12 protein-coding genes and 1 pseudogene are annotated in these 14,549 nt (G+C 72.7%); 9 read left to right on the forward strand and 4 right to left on the reverse strand.

Translation table 11 applies throughout. From position 1 onward, the window contains the following. Positions 1 to 325 precede the first annotated feature (325 nt). The 3 genes from ACIBSV_RS21405 (at position 326) to ACIBSV_RS21415 (ending at position 2,729) form a co-directional block, all read left to right on the forward strand. A complete protein-coding gene (locus ACIBSV_RS21405) occupies positions 326 to 1,462 on the forward strand; it encodes a sensor histidine kinase (protein WP_395865242.1) in 1,137 nt (378 codons plus the stop codon). Further along, a complete protein-coding gene (locus ACIBSV_RS21410) occupies positions 1,453 to 2,103 on the forward strand; it encodes a response regulator (protein WP_395865244.1) in 651 nt (216 codons plus the stop codon). Before ACIBSV_RS21405 ends, ACIBSV_RS21410 begins: the two co-directional genes overlap by 10 nt. Before the next feature lie 254 nt (positions 2,104 to 2,357). Further along, positions 2,358 to 2,729: a hypothetical protein gene (locus tag ACIBSV_RS21415; protein ID WP_395865246.1), complete on the forward strand. Its 372-nt coding sequence runs from the start codon at positions 2,358 to 2,360 to the stop codon at positions 2,727 to 2,729. A 42-nt stretch (positions 2,730 to 2,771) separates the two neighbouring features. On the opposite strand, the gene ACIBSV_RS21420 is transcribed toward ACIBSV_RS21415, so the two are convergent. Then, positions 2,772 to 3,572, reverse strand: a complete 801-nt coding sequence (locus ACIBSV_RS21420; protein WP_395865248.1) for a hypothetical protein — start codon at positions 3,570 to 3,572, stop codon at positions 2,772 to 2,774. A 238-nt stretch (positions 3,573 to 3,810) separates the two neighbouring features. Between ACIBSV_RS21420 and ACIBSV_RS21425 the strand changes: the two genes are divergently transcribed. Beyond that, on the forward strand, positions 3,811 to 4,962 hold the full coding sequence (locus ACIBSV_RS21425; RefSeq protein WP_395865250.1) for an acyl-CoA dehydrogenase family protein: 1,152 nt from the start codon (positions 3,811 to 3,813) through the stop codon (positions 4,960 to 4,962). A gap of 523 nt (positions 4,963 to 5,485) precedes the next feature. Next, positions 5,486 to 6,502, forward strand: a complete 1,017-nt coding sequence (locus tag ACIBSV_RS21430; RefSeq protein WP_395865252.1) for an ArsR/SmtB family transcription factor — start codon at positions 5,486 to 5,488, stop codon at positions 6,500 to 6,502. A gap of 541 nt (positions 6,503 to 7,043) precedes the next feature. Here ACIBSV_RS21430 and ACIBSV_RS21435 read toward each other — a convergent pair. Continuing rightward, entirely contained in the window at positions 7,044 to 7,814 is a 771-nt protein-coding gene (locus tag ACIBSV_RS21435; protein WP_395865254.1) for a hypothetical protein, read from the reverse strand. 395 nt (positions 7,815 to 8,209) lie between these two features. Beyond that, positions 8,210 to 9,712 carry an MFS transporter gene (locus tag ACIBSV_RS21440; RefSeq protein ID WP_395865257.1) on the reverse strand — a complete coding sequence of 501 codons (1,503 nt, stop codon included), beginning with the start codon at positions 9,710 to 9,712 and terminating at the stop codon, positions 8,210 to 8,212. A gap of 100 nt (positions 9,713 to 9,812) precedes the next feature. Here ACIBSV_RS21440 and ACIBSV_RS21445 point away from each other — a divergent pair, with 100 nt between their 5' ends. Both ACIBSV_RS21445 and ACIBSV_RS21450 read left to right on the forward strand, forming a co-directional pair. Further along, on the forward strand, positions 9,813 to 10,184 hold the full coding sequence (locus ACIBSV_RS21445; RefSeq protein ID WP_395865260.1) for a MarR family winged helix-turn-helix transcriptional regulator: 372 nt from the start codon (positions 9,813 to 9,815) through the stop codon (positions 10,182 to 10,184). A 94-nt stretch (positions 10,185 to 10,278) separates the two neighbouring features. Then, positions 10,279 to 11,514, forward strand: coding sequence for an epoxide hydrolase family protein (locus tag ACIBSV_RS21450; protein WP_395865262.1), 1,236 nt, complete (start codon positions 10,279 to 10,281; stop codon positions 11,512 to 11,514). A gap of 132 nt (positions 11,515 to 11,646) precedes the next feature. Here ACIBSV_RS21450 and ACIBSV_RS21455 read toward each other — a convergent pair whose 3' ends face one another. Beyond that, positions 11,647 to 12,684: an NAD(P)/FAD-dependent oxidoreductase gene (locus ACIBSV_RS21455; protein ID WP_395865264.1), complete on the reverse strand. Its 1,038-nt coding sequence runs from the start codon at positions 12,682 to 12,684 to the stop codon at positions 11,647 to 11,649. A gap of 259 nt (positions 12,685 to 12,943) precedes the next feature. On the opposite strand from ACIBSV_RS21455, the pseudogene ACIBSV_RS21460 reads away from it, so the two are divergent. Continuing rightward, positions 12,944 to 13,741: pseudogene (locus ACIBSV_RS21460) on the forward strand (SDR family NAD(P)-dependent oxidoreductase). Between the two features lie 182 nt (positions 13,742 to 13,923). Then, complete coding sequence (locus ACIBSV_RS21465; protein ID WP_395865266.1) at positions 13,924 to 14,397, forward strand: GNAT family N-acetyltransferase; 474 nt, start codon at positions 13,924 to 13,926, stop codon at positions 14,395 to 14,397. The last annotated feature ends 152 nt before the right edge of the window (positions 14,398 to 14,549 follow it).

Below are 14,549 nucleotides of genomic sequence, written 5' to 3' on the forward strand. Positions count from 1 at the left end.
GCCCGGTCCGGCGGGGTCGGGCGAAGGCCGACGGGTGGGACGGAGGCGGGCGACCCGGCCTGTTCAACCGAAACCGGGCGCGCGGTTCAGCCGGAGCCGAACGATCCGCGCGGTTCGGCCGACGCCGAAAAGACCCACGCCGTTCAGCCGGAGCCGAACAACCCACGCGTTTCGGCCGGAGGACCGGATGAGAGGCTCGGGTCACCGCCGTGACGTGCGCAAACGGGGACTGGGATGGGACAGGACGGGAGCAGGGGCATTGGACGGTTCGGGTCCGCTTGACGACACGCGGCACGCCCGCGGGTTCGGGACGGTCGTGCGTAGTGTGGCGAAGACTGCCCTGCGCGCCGTTCGGGTGGTCTTCGTGGGCACCGCGACCGCCCTGCCGGAAGTGCTCTTCCTGGCCGGCGCCGGGCTGTCGTACGCGCTCGTCCCCCGCTCCCGGACGCGCCCGCGCCGCGCCGTGCTCCGCCTGATCACGCGCGGCGCCCGCGCCCTGACCGACCTGGAGCGCGCACGCCTGGCCCGCCCCGGGGACCCGGTCCACCCCACCCCGACCGAGCCGAGGCGCCTGGTCCGCTACCTGGCGGCGCGGGTGCCCGTCGGGCTGCTCGGCGGCGCGCTCTTGGTGCTCACCGTCGGCGGCGCCGGGTTCGCAGCGGTGATGGTGGGCGCGTGGGCGACGGGCAGTCCGAACACCACCACCTCCGACGTGGCCATCCTGCTCGCATCCGGGCCGGCCCTGTTCGCCCTGGCGTTGTACGGCCTGGTCGGGCTCGCGGACACCGAACGGGCGCTGGCCCGGCGCCTGCTCGAACCGGACCCGAGCGAATGGTTGCGGCTTCGGGTGGACGAGCTGGCGGCGAGCCGGGCGGGCGTGGTCGAAGCGGTGCACGAGGAGCGCCGGCGGATCGAACGCGACCTGCACGACGGGGTGCAGCAGCGCCTGGTCGCCCTGGGCATGCTGATCGGCCGGGCCCGGCGCGGCAACGATCCCGCGCGTACGGACGAGTTGTTGCGTCAGGCGCACGAGCAGGCTCAGCAGGCGCTGACCGATCTGCGGGACGTGGCCTGGCGGATCCATCCCACGGGGTTGGACGACGGCGGGTTGCGCGCGGTCCTGGAGACGATCGCCGAGCGGGCGCCGGTGCGGGTCGGGTTGACGTACGACGTACCGGCGGAACCCGCGCCGATCGTGGCCACCGCGGTCTACTTCGTGGTCGCCGAGGCCGTCACCAACACGGTCAAGCACGCGGGCGCCGACGCCGTCACGGTGTGCGTCTCGGGCGCCGGCGACGCGGTGCGGGTGCGTATCGTCGACGACGGCCTCGGCGGCGCGGATCCCGCGGGCGGCGGACTGTCCGGGTTGGCCCGTCGGGTCGCCGCACTGGACGGAATCCTCCGGGTGGACAGCCCGCCCGGAGGTCCCACCACGATCACCGCGGAGGTACCGTGCGCATAGTCCTGGCCGACGATTCGGCCCTGTTGCGCGAAGGGTTGGCCCGACTGCTCGCCGATGAGGGGCACGAGGTGGTCGCGGGCGTCGGTGACGGCGACGCCATGGTCGAGGCGGTCCTCGAGCACGTCCCGGATGTGGTGGTGGCCGACGTACGGATGCCGCCCACGCACACCGACGAGGGTCTGCGCGCCGCGCTGGAGGTGCGGCGCCGGTTGCCGGGGGTGGGTGTGTTGGTCCTGTCCCAGTACATCGAGAAGCGGTACGCGGTCGAGTTGTTGACCCACGACGGCGCGGCGGTGGGCTACCTGCTCAAGGACCGCGTCGCGCACGTGGACGACTTCCTGGACGCGCTGAACCGGGTGGCCGCCGGCGGCGCCGCGTTCGATCCCGAGGTGGTGCGCCAACTCCTGGCCCGGACCAGCCACGTCGACCCGCTGGACCGGCTCACCCCACGCGAGCGTGAGGTGCTGGCGCACATGGCCGAGGGCCGCACCAACGCCGCCATCGCCCAGGCCCTGCACGTGTCGCAGAGCGCGGTGGAGAAGCACGTCAACGCGATCTTCGACCGCCTCGACCTGGCCCACGCGGCCGGCCCGGGCTACAGCCGCCGAGTCCTGGCCATCCTGCGCTACCTGGGCTCCTGACCACCCGCGCCCACCACGTGGCTGCCTCGAACCCGGGCACGGCATCGCCGCGCGCGGGTCGGCGCATCCACCGGCTTCGCCACCCGCGCCGCGCAACTGCCCTACGTCCGCGTCCGGTTCACCTCCGGGACACACCGCGTCGCCGAGCGCGAGCACACCCGGAGCGACGCGTCCGCCGTGCCGCTTCCGGGTGAACGGGGCAAATGAGTACCCGTACTCATCCCGTGCCGGTCCCCCGGTGATGAGCTGACCACATGACACAACACGAGGCTTCGCTCCGGTCCGTGCACCGCGCCGGCACATCCGCGTCCCGGCGTGGCTCGCTGACCGCTCCCGTCATCGCCACCGTCCTGACCGTCCCGGTCGCGGGTGCGCACCTCTTCCTGTTCGGGCTGAGTGCGATGGCGTTCGACTCCTGCAACTCCGCCGCCGACTGCCCGGAAGCCACCGCGGCGGTGAACCGGGCCGCGTGGCTCGCGGTCGCGTCAGTGCCCGTCGCGTTGACATCGTGGTTGTGGCCCCACAAGCCCGGGTTCAACCGGTATCGCGCGGCACATCTGGGCGTCTACCTGGCGCTCGCCACAACGGCCGGCGCACTGTTCGTCACCGTGCCCGTGGGCCGCTGACGAGGTCCCGTCCGAGCGTCCCCGGCCGAAGCCGCGCACGGATCAGCCGGCCGACGGCCTGGTCCGGCGGTTCAGCGGCGGCAGGGCCACCGTGGCCGCCGCCGGTGGGGCGGTGATCTCCACCGGCTTGCCGGGATCCGACCAGTCGACGGTGTATGGGCCGGGGGCAAGGAGCCGTACCGGGACCGGACTTCCGGTGGCGGGTACGTACAGGCGGACGTCGCCGTCGTCCGGGTCGGGGAAGGTCAGCACGAGCATCCGCCGGCCGTCGAGCATCTCCTCCGAGCGGCGTATCGGCGTGGATCCCCAGTCCATCACGGCCGTCGCGACGCTGCCGTAGTCGGCGATCTCGGTGACGTCCTCGAATCGCGCGTTGTCCGCCTCGATCCTGACGTACTTCTCGTGCACTCGCCCGGCGTCGCTCGGGTCGGCGAGCTTGCCCGCGGCCGTCCAGTAGTCGGCGCCGGCCCTCAGGTACAGGTCCGCGCCGATCCGACGCAGTTCGATGGTTCTCCCGTCCACCGTCATCGAGCCGATGTAGCTCTTCCGGGACTGGTCGAACCGCAGGTCGTAGCCGATCCTGCGGCGCCCGTCGGATGATCGCACGTCGCCGATGGCGCGCACGGTCGAGACACCGCGCCCCGCCGCCTGGATGCTCTTCTTCAGCGCGGCGTCGTCCAGCTTCGTGTTGTCCTCGCCGGTCTCGGCGACCGCGGGGGTCGGGGCACCGAGCGTCGCGGTGGGCGCGCCGATCCCCACCGGCGTCGAGTCCGCTCCGCAGCCGGCCAGGAGCAGCGTGCCGGCAAGCATCGCGGCGGCGAGGGTGTGGTTGTAGGCGCGCAAGTGCGGCTCCCGTTCGACCCGAATCGGCTCGGCCCGACCGGTGTTCGGGCCCGGCACTGCGACGCACGCCGCCGGGACGGGGTTCCGTGTTCCGCGCGGAAGATATCGGCACTGCTAATTTGACCGGTCGACGGCGGCCCCGACGGAAGCGGGGCCGCACGCGAGTCCGGCCCATCCGGCGGTCCGTCGCCCGGCCGAGTCGCGAGCGCCCGATTCCGAGGATCAGGAGAGCCGGCCCATGAACCTGGAGTTGACCGACGAACAGGACGCCGTGCGGGATCTGGCCGCACGGTTCGCCGACCGCGAACTCGTCCCGCACGCCGCCGAGTGGGACCGCGCCGAGTCCGTCGACCCGGGCATCGTCGCGAAGTTGGGCCGGCTGGGCTTCCTCGGCCTGACCATTCCCGAGGAGTACGGCGGATCGGCCGGCGACCACCTGGCCTACTGTCTCGTCCTGGAGGAACTGGGGCGCGGTGACTCGGCCGTGCGCGGCATCGTGTCGGTCTCGCTCGGCCTGGTCGCCAAGTCGATCGCCACGTACGGGAGCGAGGAGCAAAGGCACGCGTGGCTGCCTCGGCTCTGCGCGGGCGAGGCGCTGGGCTGCTTCGCGCTCACCGAGCCGAACACCGGGTCGGACGCCGCGAATCTGACCACCCGCGCGGTGCGCGACGGCGGCGACTGGCTGCTGACCGGCGCCAAGATGTTCATCACCAACGGCACCTGGGCCGATGTGGCGCTGGTGTTCGCCCGGACCGGCGAGGCGGGCCACAAGGGCGTGACCGCGTTCCTCGTGCCCACCGACACCCCCGGTCTGGAACGCCGCGAGGTGCACGGCAAGTTGGGCCTGCGTGGTCAGGCCACCGCCGAACTGGTCCTGGACGCCGTCCGGGTGCCGGACTCCGCGCGCCTGGGCGAACTCGGCAAGGGCTTCTCGGTCGCGATGGCCGCGCTCGCCAAGGGCCGCATGTCGGTCGCGGCCGGCTGTGTGGGGATCGGGCAGGCGTGCCTGGACGCGGCGGTGCGCCACGCGGGCGAGCGCGAGCAGTTCGGCAAACCCATCGCCGGCCACCAGTTGGTCCAGGAACTGCTCAGCGACATCGCCGTGGACGTCCGCGCGGCCCGGCTGCTGACCTGGCAGGTCGCCGACCACATCGATCGCGGGCTGCCGTTCGCCACCGAATCCTCGGTGGCCAAGCTGTTCGCCTCCGAGGCCGCGGTGCGCGCCGCCAACAACGCGCTCCAGGTGTTCGGCGGATACGGCTACATCGACGAGTATCCGGTCGGCAAGTATCTGCGTGACGCCCGCGTGATGACGCTCTACGAAGGCACCAGCCAGATCCACAAACTCCTCATCGGCCGTGCCCTGACCGGCGTGAACGCCTTCGCCTGAGCGCCGGAGCCCCGGAGACCGTGAGCCTCCGACCCGACCCCCGACCCCCGACCCCGGCTCGGGGCGCGCGGCCGGAGGCGAGCGTACCTCCGCCCGCCTCCGGCCGATCCCGAGCATGATGGATTTCCCGCCCGTCCCCGTCGGACGGGGCCGAGATCCGGGCACGATCACCACATGGGTCCCGACGACGTCTTCTCTCGGCCCGCGCTTCCGCCCCGTGTCGGATCTCCGGCCGAGCCCGCCGCCTCCACCCTGTGACCTCGTGCCCGGGTCCCTCCACCCCGGCTCGCATTCCCCGGCGGGCGGACGACGTTGTCCGCTCACCCCGTCCCCGTAGCCTGGCCGATCGGCCGTTGTCCGGAAACGCCTTTCAGCCTGGGCTGAAACCCGCTGGTCGCAGCGTCGTCGAGGACGCACACTGTCGTGGTCCTCCCGAGGACGTGCACATCGAACGGGAGGTCGGCACAAGGAACATCTCGGCGGAAACGCCCCCAACCATCCACTCGACCCTCGGAGTACACGAGTGCTGCGGATCCACTTCACCGCGGAGGACCTGGCCCGGACCCGATTGGCCACGACGGTCGGTGCGGCGGCCGAGACGTACCACAGCCTGGAGCTGCTGCACGGTCCGCGCAGACCGCTGCCCTTCCGGGCCTGGCGCACCGAGGTGGCGGCGCGACTGGAGGCCGCGCCCGGTCCGCTCACCGCGCTGATGCCCATCCGCGGCCCGGGTCCGGATCTGCGCACGCTGGTCGGGGACTCCCCCTCCCTCGACGAAAGCATCGAGAACCTGCTCGCGGTACCCGGCGCGCGATTACGCGCGGAACTGGCGCACCTGACCTTCGCCCCCGCGTACTCGACCTGGGTGCGCGACTTCCTGGACGGCTCCCTCGAACCGCGCCGCGAGTTCGCCGAGGCGCTGCGCGCCTGCCACGACGTGACGGTCGCGCCCTTCCACGACCGGGTGCGCTCGCACCTGGAGGCGGTCCGCAGCCGCTACACCCACACGCTGCTCGACAGCGGTGTCGAGGGCCTGTTGGCCGGGTTGTGCGTACCGCTCATCCGCTGGAATCCACCGGTCCTGGAAGTACGGCATCGCAAGGACCACGACATCCTGCTCGGTGGCCGGGGCCTGGTGATCGCACCGACGCTCTTCGTCTGGCGTGAGTCGGTGGTGCTCTGGGACGTCCAGGACGAAACCGCGCCGTACGTGTTGGCCGTCCCCACCGTGCGCGACCTCCAGGACGGCGTCGCGCTGTGGCAACCCGGCGTGGGCGACGACCGCGCGCTCGGCGCGCTCCTGGGCCAGACCCGGGCCGCCGCGCTGACCGTGATCAACGACGGTTGCACGACTACGGAGTTGGCCCGTCGGCTGAACGTCTCGGCGGCGTCGGCGAGCCAACACGCGACCGTGCTGCGGAACGCCCGGCTGATCACCACGACCCGGCGAGGTGGCGCGGTCCTGCACTCGCTGACCTCACTGGGCCTGGAACTGCTCGGCGAGAGCCCGCTACGCGCACGCCATCCGGCCCGGACCTGACCCGACGGCACGAACGTCCGTCGAGTGGACACCGGTCCCCGGACGCCCGGGCGCGGAATGCCCGGGCGTGCCGCCGATCACGTGCCGGCGGCCTCCGACCGCTCCCGCCACCACGGCGTCGGGCTGCTCCGGTCGCGCAGCGCGTTGGTCGCGCAGTGCACTTCGCCGCCGCCGATGTGGGCCCAGGGGCCACGCCGATCCCGGCCCCGAAGACCGCCGCCAGTGCCACCGCTCCCACTCGACTCTTCGCGCCGCGCATGTGCCTGTCCCTTCGTGAACGCCCCCTACCTCGTCCACTCTCCGGACATCGGCCCGCGCCGGCGTCGTGCGGACGACCGAACCGTGACTGCACCGTTCGGTGTAGGCCCGGCTTGGGATCGTCGCGGCGCCACCCGGGCACGCCGCGGGCCCCGGCGCTGCCGTCCCGACACAACCGCCCGGGCACGGCCGTGCCGGCGACCCCGCCCGATCACATACGCGCTGTGCGTCGGCGTCGGCGTCGGCAGGACGCACGGCGTCGGCGCCGGCGCACGGCGTCGGCTCAGTCCGTCGGCGGCAGTGCCTCGATCAGGGCGATCGCCGCGGAGCAGCACAGGATCAGGCCCAGTTCGGCGACGGTGGAGGGCTCCGCTTCGGGTTCCCCGGGCCGCGTCGGCGGCGCCGGTACCGGAACCGCCGGTTCGCCGAGCAATTCGCGGTTGCGCAGCAGGGCCTGGAGGACGTCGAGCAGCCCCCACGCGCCCCATGCCGGCTCGTGTAGACGGGCGCGGTCCGAGGCGTCGACGAGGGCGAGCGAGCGAATCGTTTCGGCATGACCGGCGGCGAGTTCCTTCGCGGTGTCCGCGCCGACGCGCGCGGCGATGTGGCCGTGCACCAGCATCCGGCCGGTCATCAGGGCCACGCTCAGCTTCAGCGCCCCGGGCCCGGTCCGGGTCAACGCACCCGGGTCCTTGGCCCGGCGCAGCGCGGCGCGGCGGCGGCGCAGTTCGAAGGCGACGGTGGGGAGCAGGTTCGGGTGGAACGCGGCCCCGGCGGCCTGTTCGTCGTCGAGCCCGGGCACCATGTCCCGTACCAGTGCCGGCGCGGCGGATCCGATCACGGTCCGAGTCGCGTGCAACCAGCGCGGCGCGGCGCCGAGTTCGATCCGCGGCAGGTCCCGCAGCACGAGCTCGGTCACCGGGCCCCGGAGCGTCGCGGAGAGCTCCGCCGTGCGGTCGGCGGTCAACCCGAGTGCTTCGAGCGCCTCGGTGGGATCTCCCGCCGGGTCGTTCGCCGGGTCGTCCGGTGCACCTCGTCGATTCCACAACCCCACGTCGACCTCCACCCGGTTCCCGTCGCTTCGTCGCCATCGTCCCACGCCCCGTTGTCGCCCCGTTGTCGCACCGTTGTCGCGCCGTTGGGCGTCCACGACGATCCACGCGCCCGCCCGCACGAAACGCGCGGCGAGGCGCGGCGAATCGACTCGGACCGGCCCACGCTTCCGGTTGGCGCCCAGTCCGGGGAGCGCGCCCGCCGGCGCACCCGATGCATTCGCCCGGATCCGCACTCGCCACCCACGGCCGAACGCACGCCCGGTGCGGTCCGCACACGCCGAAGCCCCCACGCGCGGTTCGGCGCGTGGGGGCTCGGGTGCCGATGTCGATCGGAGCCGGCCTTCGGGTCGTGCGGGTCGGGTTCGCGCCTCGATGCGGCGCGACCCGGCTACGGTCAGGGCAGGCGCGTCGTGCCGTCGGCGTCGGCCGTCTGCGCCCGACGGCGCGAGGAGGCGAGCAGCGGGACGATGTTGAGCAGCAGACCCACGATCGCCACTCCGGTGACCAGGTTGGCCCCGGGCCGGTAGGCGCCGAAGTCGGTGTCGCCGGCGGTGGCGCCGGTGGTGACGGCGGTGACCACGGCGAGCACGAGGGCCGCGCCGACCTGGCCGGAGGTCTGCACCAGGCCCGAGGCGAGGCCCTGTTCGGAGTCCTCGATGCCCTCGGTGGCCTGGGACATGATCGCGCTGAAGCCGAAGGCGAAGCCGCCACCCAGGAGCAGCATGGTGGGCAGCACGGTGAAGGCGTAGTTCGGGGTGCTGCCGGCGGTGGCGAGGAACCACGCGTAGCCCAGGCTCATCGAGGCCATCGACGCGATCAGGAGCGGCGCGGTGCCGTAGCGGTTGATCAGGCGGCCGGTGAACGGCGATCCGAAGGCGACGACCAGACCGGCCGGCAGCAGCGCGAGCGCCATCCGCAGCGCGGACCAGCCGAGGCCGTCCTGGAGGTAGAGGGTCATCATGAACTGGAAGCTCATGTAGGAGCCCATCAGCGCGACGATGCTCAGGTTGGCCCGCACCACCGTGCCGATCCGCAGGATGCCGAACCGCACGAGCGGGTGGGCGATGCGCTTCTCGACGAACACGAACGTGGTGAGCAGTACGGCGGCCAGCACGACCGAGCCGAGCGTGAGCGGCGCGGTCCAGCCCCGTTCGGGCGCGGAGACGACGGTGTAGACGGCGAGCAGCATGCCGCCGCTGAGGGTGGCGGCGCCGACCAGGTCATGGCCGCCGGAGTCGGCGGGGCGGTCCCGCGGGATCAGGAAGTACCCGGCCACCAGGGCGAGAACGGCCAGCGGTACGGGGGTCAGGAAGGTCCAGCGCCAGCCGAACTCGGTGAGCAGTCCGCCCAGGATCAGGCCGGACGAGTAGCCGCTCGCGCCGAAGACGGAGAAGACGGACAGCGCTCGGTTGCGGGCCGGGCCCTCGGGGAAGGTCGTGGTCAGGATGGACAGTGCGGTCGGCGCGGTGAAGGCCGCGGCCAGACCCTTGATGAAGCGGCTGGCGATGAGCAGGCCGCCGCTGTCGACGAGCCCGCCCAGGAGTGAGGCGGCGGCGAACACCGCGAGTGCGATCAGGAAGACCCGGCGCCGGCCGAGCAGGTCGGCGGTGCGACCGCCGAGCATCATCAGTCCGCCGTACCCGAGCACGTAGCCGTTGACGATCCACTGCAACGAGGTCGCGGACATGCCCAGTTCGTGGCCGATCGAGGGCAGCGCGACGCCGACCATGGAGACGTCGAGGCCGTCCAGGAACAGGACGAGGCACAGCACGGCCAGGACGCCCCAGAGTTTGGGAGTCCAGTGCGAGGCGGACGGTGTTGAGGTGGACGCGGCGGACGAGGGGACGGACTTCTCGCGGGAGGACGGTCCCGCGTAGGTCTCGACTGTTGGGGCCATGGCGACGAACATATATGCGCACGCATTGAATGTCTACGCATTAAATGTGGGTGCAATAAATTTGCTTGCATGTTATGACGGGTGGCGTTACCGTGACGCGATGAAGACCGAGGAGCCGCTGATCGAGAGTTGGCGCACCCTTTTGTCGCGATACAGCCGGGTCGCCCACGAGCTCGATCGCGCCCTCCAGGCCCGGCACGACATCGCCATGAGCGACTTCGAGGTACTGGACCGGCTGATCGCCGCCGAGGGATGCAAGTCCCGGATCCACGACCTGGTCAGCGACCTGCACCTGAGTCAGAGCGCCTCCTCGCGGGCCGTCGCCCGGCTGGAGAAGTGTGGTCTGGTCCAGCGCGCGATGTGCGACACCGATCGCCGCGGCGTCTTCGTCACCGCCACCGACAAGGGCCGCGCCCTGCACGCCCAGGCCCGGCTGACCCAGCTCGAAGTCCTCCGCGAGCAACTGACCTGACCGCCAAGGCCCCGGCGTCCCGATTCGGACGGCGCGGTGTCGCCGTCCGACGGGCCGACGACACCGCCTCCCCGACCCGGTAAAGGACCCCGCCATGACCACCTTGCACGCGTTCCCCCTGGAGCCCACTCCGCTCCACGTGCCCGACCGGGTCCTCGACGACCTGCGCGCCCGTCTCGCGTCGACCCGGCCGCCGCTGGACGAGGGGAACGAGGATTGGTCCTACGGCGTCCCGGACAGCCATCTCCGTGAGCTGGTCGCCTACTGGCGGGACGGCTACGACTGGCGCAAGGCCGAGGCCGCCATCAACGCCCACGAGCACTACGAGGTGCGCGTCGCCGGTGTCCCGGTGCACTTCATGCGCAAGCCCGGCCGCGGCCCCCGCCCGATCCCGTTGATCCTCACCCACGGCTGGCCGTGGACGTTCTGGCACTGGTCGAAGGTGATCGACCCGCTCGCCGACCCGGCCGCGTTCGGCGGCGACCCCGCCGACGCGTTCGACGTCATCGTGCCGTCCCTGCCCGGCTTCGGTTTCCCCGGGCCGCTCACCGGCTTTCCGGACGTCAACTTCTGGAAGGTCGCCGACCTCTGGCACACCCTGATGACCGAGACCCTGGGATACGAGAAGTACGCCGCCGGGGGCTGTGACATCGGCGGGATCGTCTCCAGCCAACTCGGCCACAAGTACGCCGACGAGCTGTACGGCATCCACATCGGCTCCGGGCTGCCGCTCGACTTCTTCACCGGCCACCGCGCCTGGGACTTCGCCCGGAATCGGCCCCTCACCGACGACCAGCCCGCCGACGTCCGGGCCCGCATCGTCGAGCTGGACCACCGCTGGGCCCCCCACCTCGCCGTGCACATGCTCGACGGCGCCACCCTGGCCCACGGACTGAGCGACTCACCCGCCGGACTGCTCGCCTGGCTGCTGGAGCGCTGGAGGGCCTGGAGCGACAACGGCGGCGACGTCGAGTCCGTCTTCAGCAAGGACGACCTGCTCACCCACGCCACCATCTACTGGGTGAACAACTCCATCGCCACGTCGATGCGCTACTACGCCAACGCCAACCGCCACCCCTGGACCCCCGCCCACGACCGCACCCCCGTCGTCCAGGCCCCGGTCGGCCTCACCTTCGTCACCTACGAGAACCCGCCCGGCGTCCACACCGCCGACGAGCGTGTCCGGGCATTCGAGACCGGCCCGCAAGCCGCCTGGTTCAACCACGTCAACGTCAACGCCCACGACCACGGCGGCCACTTCATCCCCTGGGAGAACCCCGACGCCTGGGTGAGCGACCTGCGCCGCACCTTTCGCGGCCGCAGGCCCTGACGACCGGCGGCGAAGGCGCACCCGTCCGGCGTGTCCGCCACCGGGCCTGGTTCATCCCCGATTCCCGGGCCGACGAGGCGGGGTCCCGCGCCCGGTGGGCGCGGGACGCTCGGACCGGCCGCGCCGGGCGCCCTACCCCGATGTGCGGCGGGTGCCCACCGCCTGTCGGGTTTCCTCGGCGGTCAGATCCGCGTTGACGGCAGCCGCCGCACGCATACCGGAATCGGCGGAGCCGACGACGGTGGCGGTGAGGTCGGTCACGTTGCCCGCCGCCCACACCCCGGGTGTCCCGGTCGAACCGGACGCGTCGGTGGGCACGTACGTACCCAGCACGTGTCCGCCCATCTCCGCCTCCCGGGTCTCCAGGCCCAGATCGCTCAGCAGCGCGGCGCGGGCGGTGAAACGCGGAGCCACCACCAGGGCCCGCACCGGCACGGTGGTCCCGCCGGCCAGGACCACACCGGTCAACCCGTCCCGGTCGTCCACCCGCAGCTCCCGCACCTCGCCGTCGATCACGCCCACGTCGCGCGCGGCGAGCCGCTCGTACGCCTCGTCGTCCGGCTCCGGACCGGTGTGCAGGAACAACGTCACCCGCCTGCTCCACTGGCTCCACATCAGCGCCTGCTCGACGCCCATCGGTCCGGTGGCCAGGACGCCGATCGGCTGATCCCGCACCTCCCAGCCGTGGCAGTACGGGCAGTGCAACACCTCGCGCCCCCACCGCTCGGCCAGCCCTGGCACCGCAGGCAGCTCGTCGACCAGCCCCGTCGTCACCAGCAGCCGCCGGGCCCGGATCGAACGGCCGTCCACCAGCCCCACCCGGAAGTCGCCGTCCGCCGCGCGTCGTACCCCCGCCACCGTGCCCCTGGTGAGCTCGCCGCCGTAACCGGCCACCTCCCGGCGGCCGTTCGCCAGCAGCTCGGCCGGCGCGATGCCCTCGCTGCCCAGAAAGTTGTGCACCCCGTGGGCCGGCGCGTTGCGCGGCTGTCCGGCGTCGACCACCAGCACCGACCGCCGGGCGCGCCCCAGGGTGAGCGCCGCGCTCAAACCGGCGGCGCCGCCGCCCACCACGACGACGTCGTAACGCCGCTCCCGGTCACCCGAACCCGAGGCATCGCCCGCCTCCGTCGAGACCGCGTCGGCCGCGAAATCCTGTCCGTCTTCCCTCATGCCGTACACCTCCCTTTCGGTGTGCAGCATCCGCGCCCCCTCGGCACCCCGGCAACATTCCTTGCCGCAATGGCAAGAACGAAGCCGGCGCATCCGGACCGACGGGCCCGTGGCGGCGGAGGTGCGGGCGTTCGCGTCGGTCGCGCGGGAGCCCGCCGACTCCCGTCCGTCCACCCTCGGTGCGGGTGAGGGCTCCGGTGCTCGGCCGGGGACCACCGGTACCTGGCCGGGCGCCGCCGGCTACGGCAGGCTCGCTGCCATGGACAACGCACCGAACACCACCCCACCCGCCGCCGCCCGGGAAGGTCTGCCGGCCGGCAAGGTCGCCTTCGTCACCGGCGCCGGGCGCGGCATACGCCGCCGCGGCACGGCTGTTCGCCCGCGAAGGCGCTCGCGTACTGCTCGCGGCGCGAACGAAGAGCCAACTCGAGGCGGTCACCGAGGACATCCGGACGCGGGGCGGCGTCGCCGACTACGCGGTCTGCGACCTGGCGGACCCGGCCGACGTACGCGCCGCCGTCGATCGCACGTGGACCTGTACGGCCGACTGGACGTCGCCTTCAACAACGCCGCGACCGGTATCCCGCCCGGCCCGATGGACCGGGTCGCCGAGGCCGACTTCGATCACATCTACACGGTGAACCTCAAGGGCACGTGGCCGGCCATGGTCGCCGAGGTCGCCGCGATTCGCGCCACCGCCGGAACCGGGGCCATCGTCAACAACTCCAGCGTCGGCAGCCTGCGGGGCAACCCCGAACTGCCCGCCTACGGGGCGATGAAGCGGGCGGTCAACAGCCTCACCGAGTCCGCGGCCGTCACGTACGGCCCCGAGGGCATCCGGGTCAACGCGATCGCCTCCGGCACCACACTCACCGAGATGGTGCGCGAGTGGGAGCACAACTCCCCCGGCGTCGTCGACCGCCTGAACGCCCGGACGCCACTGGGCCGCGCGGCCGATCCGGACGAGATCGCCGAGGCCGCCGCGTGGCTGCTCAGCGACCGCTCCTCCTACGTCACCGGCACCGTCCTGCGCGTCGACGGCGGCATGCGCGCCTGACCCGAAGGGTGCCCCGCGTAAGTTTCGCCTCGCCCGGGGCTCCCCTCTCGGCGCGCACGCGGGTGCTACCGCGGGGCCGCCGGCCGCACGCCGCGACTTGCCCGCGCCGGGCCGATCGATGCCGCCTCGGGCACGGGAAACCCGGCCGAGCGTCGACTGCCCGGTGGGATACGGTCGCACGCATGTCCGAAATCCCGAGGATCCGCCCCTACCGCCCCCTCGACGAGGACGCCGCGGTCGACGTCTGGTCGCGCGCGGGCCGCGCCGCGCACCCGTTCGTCCCGGGCGAGGGCGAAGGCGAGCGCGAACGCAAGATGCGCGAGATCTACCTGGTCCACGCCGACAACTGGGTGGCCGAGGCCGACGGCAGGGTGGTCGCGCTCCTGGGCCTGCTCGACGCCGAGATCGCGGGCGGAGCCGGCGGCGAGATCGGCGGCCTGTTCGTCGCCCCCGAGGCCCAAGGCACCGGTGTGGGCCGCCTGCTCGTCGAGCACGCGGCGGCGCTGCGTGGCGCGCTGACGCTGGAGGTGTACGAGAAGAACGTCCGGGCCCGCGGGTTCTACGCCCGACTCGGGTTCGCCGAGGAGGGTCGTCGCAGCGACGAGGACAACGACGAGATCCTCCTCAGGCTCACCCGCCCGGCCCCGCGAGCCTGACCCCGGGGGGGGGGGGGGGGGGGGGGGGGGGGGGGCCCCCCCCCCCCCCCCCCCCCCCCCCCGGCTCGCCCGGTTCACCGGCCACCGGGCCCAAGTCACGACTTCCCGCGCTACTTCTGCTCGGCGAGCCACTGGTCGAACGTGGTCGGCGC

This window comes from Embleya sp. NPDC050154, from assembly GCF_044460165.1.
In the GTDB taxonomy this organism is placed as follows: Bacteria; Actinomycetota; Actinomycetes; order Streptomycetales; family Streptomycetaceae; genus Embleya.

Bases quoted from the DNA above. Each gene is read 5' to 3' on its own strand.
- ACIBSV_RS21415 (WP_395865246.1), top strand. From the start codon at position 2,358: ATGACACAACACGAGGCTTCGCTCCGGTCCGTGCACCGCGCCGGCACA.
- ACIBSV_RS21450 (WP_395865262.1), top strand. From the start codon at position 10,279: ATGACCACCTTGCACGCGTTCCCCCTGGAGCCCACTCCGCTCCACGTG.
- ACIBSV_RS21440 (WP_395865257.1), bottom strand. From the start codon at position 9,712: ATGGCCCCAACAGTCGAGACCTACGCGGGACCGTCCTCCCGCGAGAAG.
- ACIBSV_RS21445 (WP_395865260.1), top strand. From the start codon at position 9,813: ATGAAGACCGAGGAGCCGCTGATCGAGAGTTGGCGCACCCTTTTGTCG.
- ACIBSV_RS21425 (WP_395865250.1), top strand. From the start codon at position 3,811: ATGAACCTGGAGTTGACCGACGAACAGGACGCCGTGCGGGATCTGGCC.
- ACIBSV_RS21455 (WP_395865264.1), bottom strand. From the start codon at position 12,684: ATGAGGGAAGACGGACAGGATTTCGCGGCCGACGCGGTCTCGACGGAG.
- ACIBSV_RS21465 (WP_395865266.1), top strand. From the start codon at position 13,924: ATGTCCGAAATCCCGAGGATCCGCCCCTACCGCCCCCTCGACGAGGAC.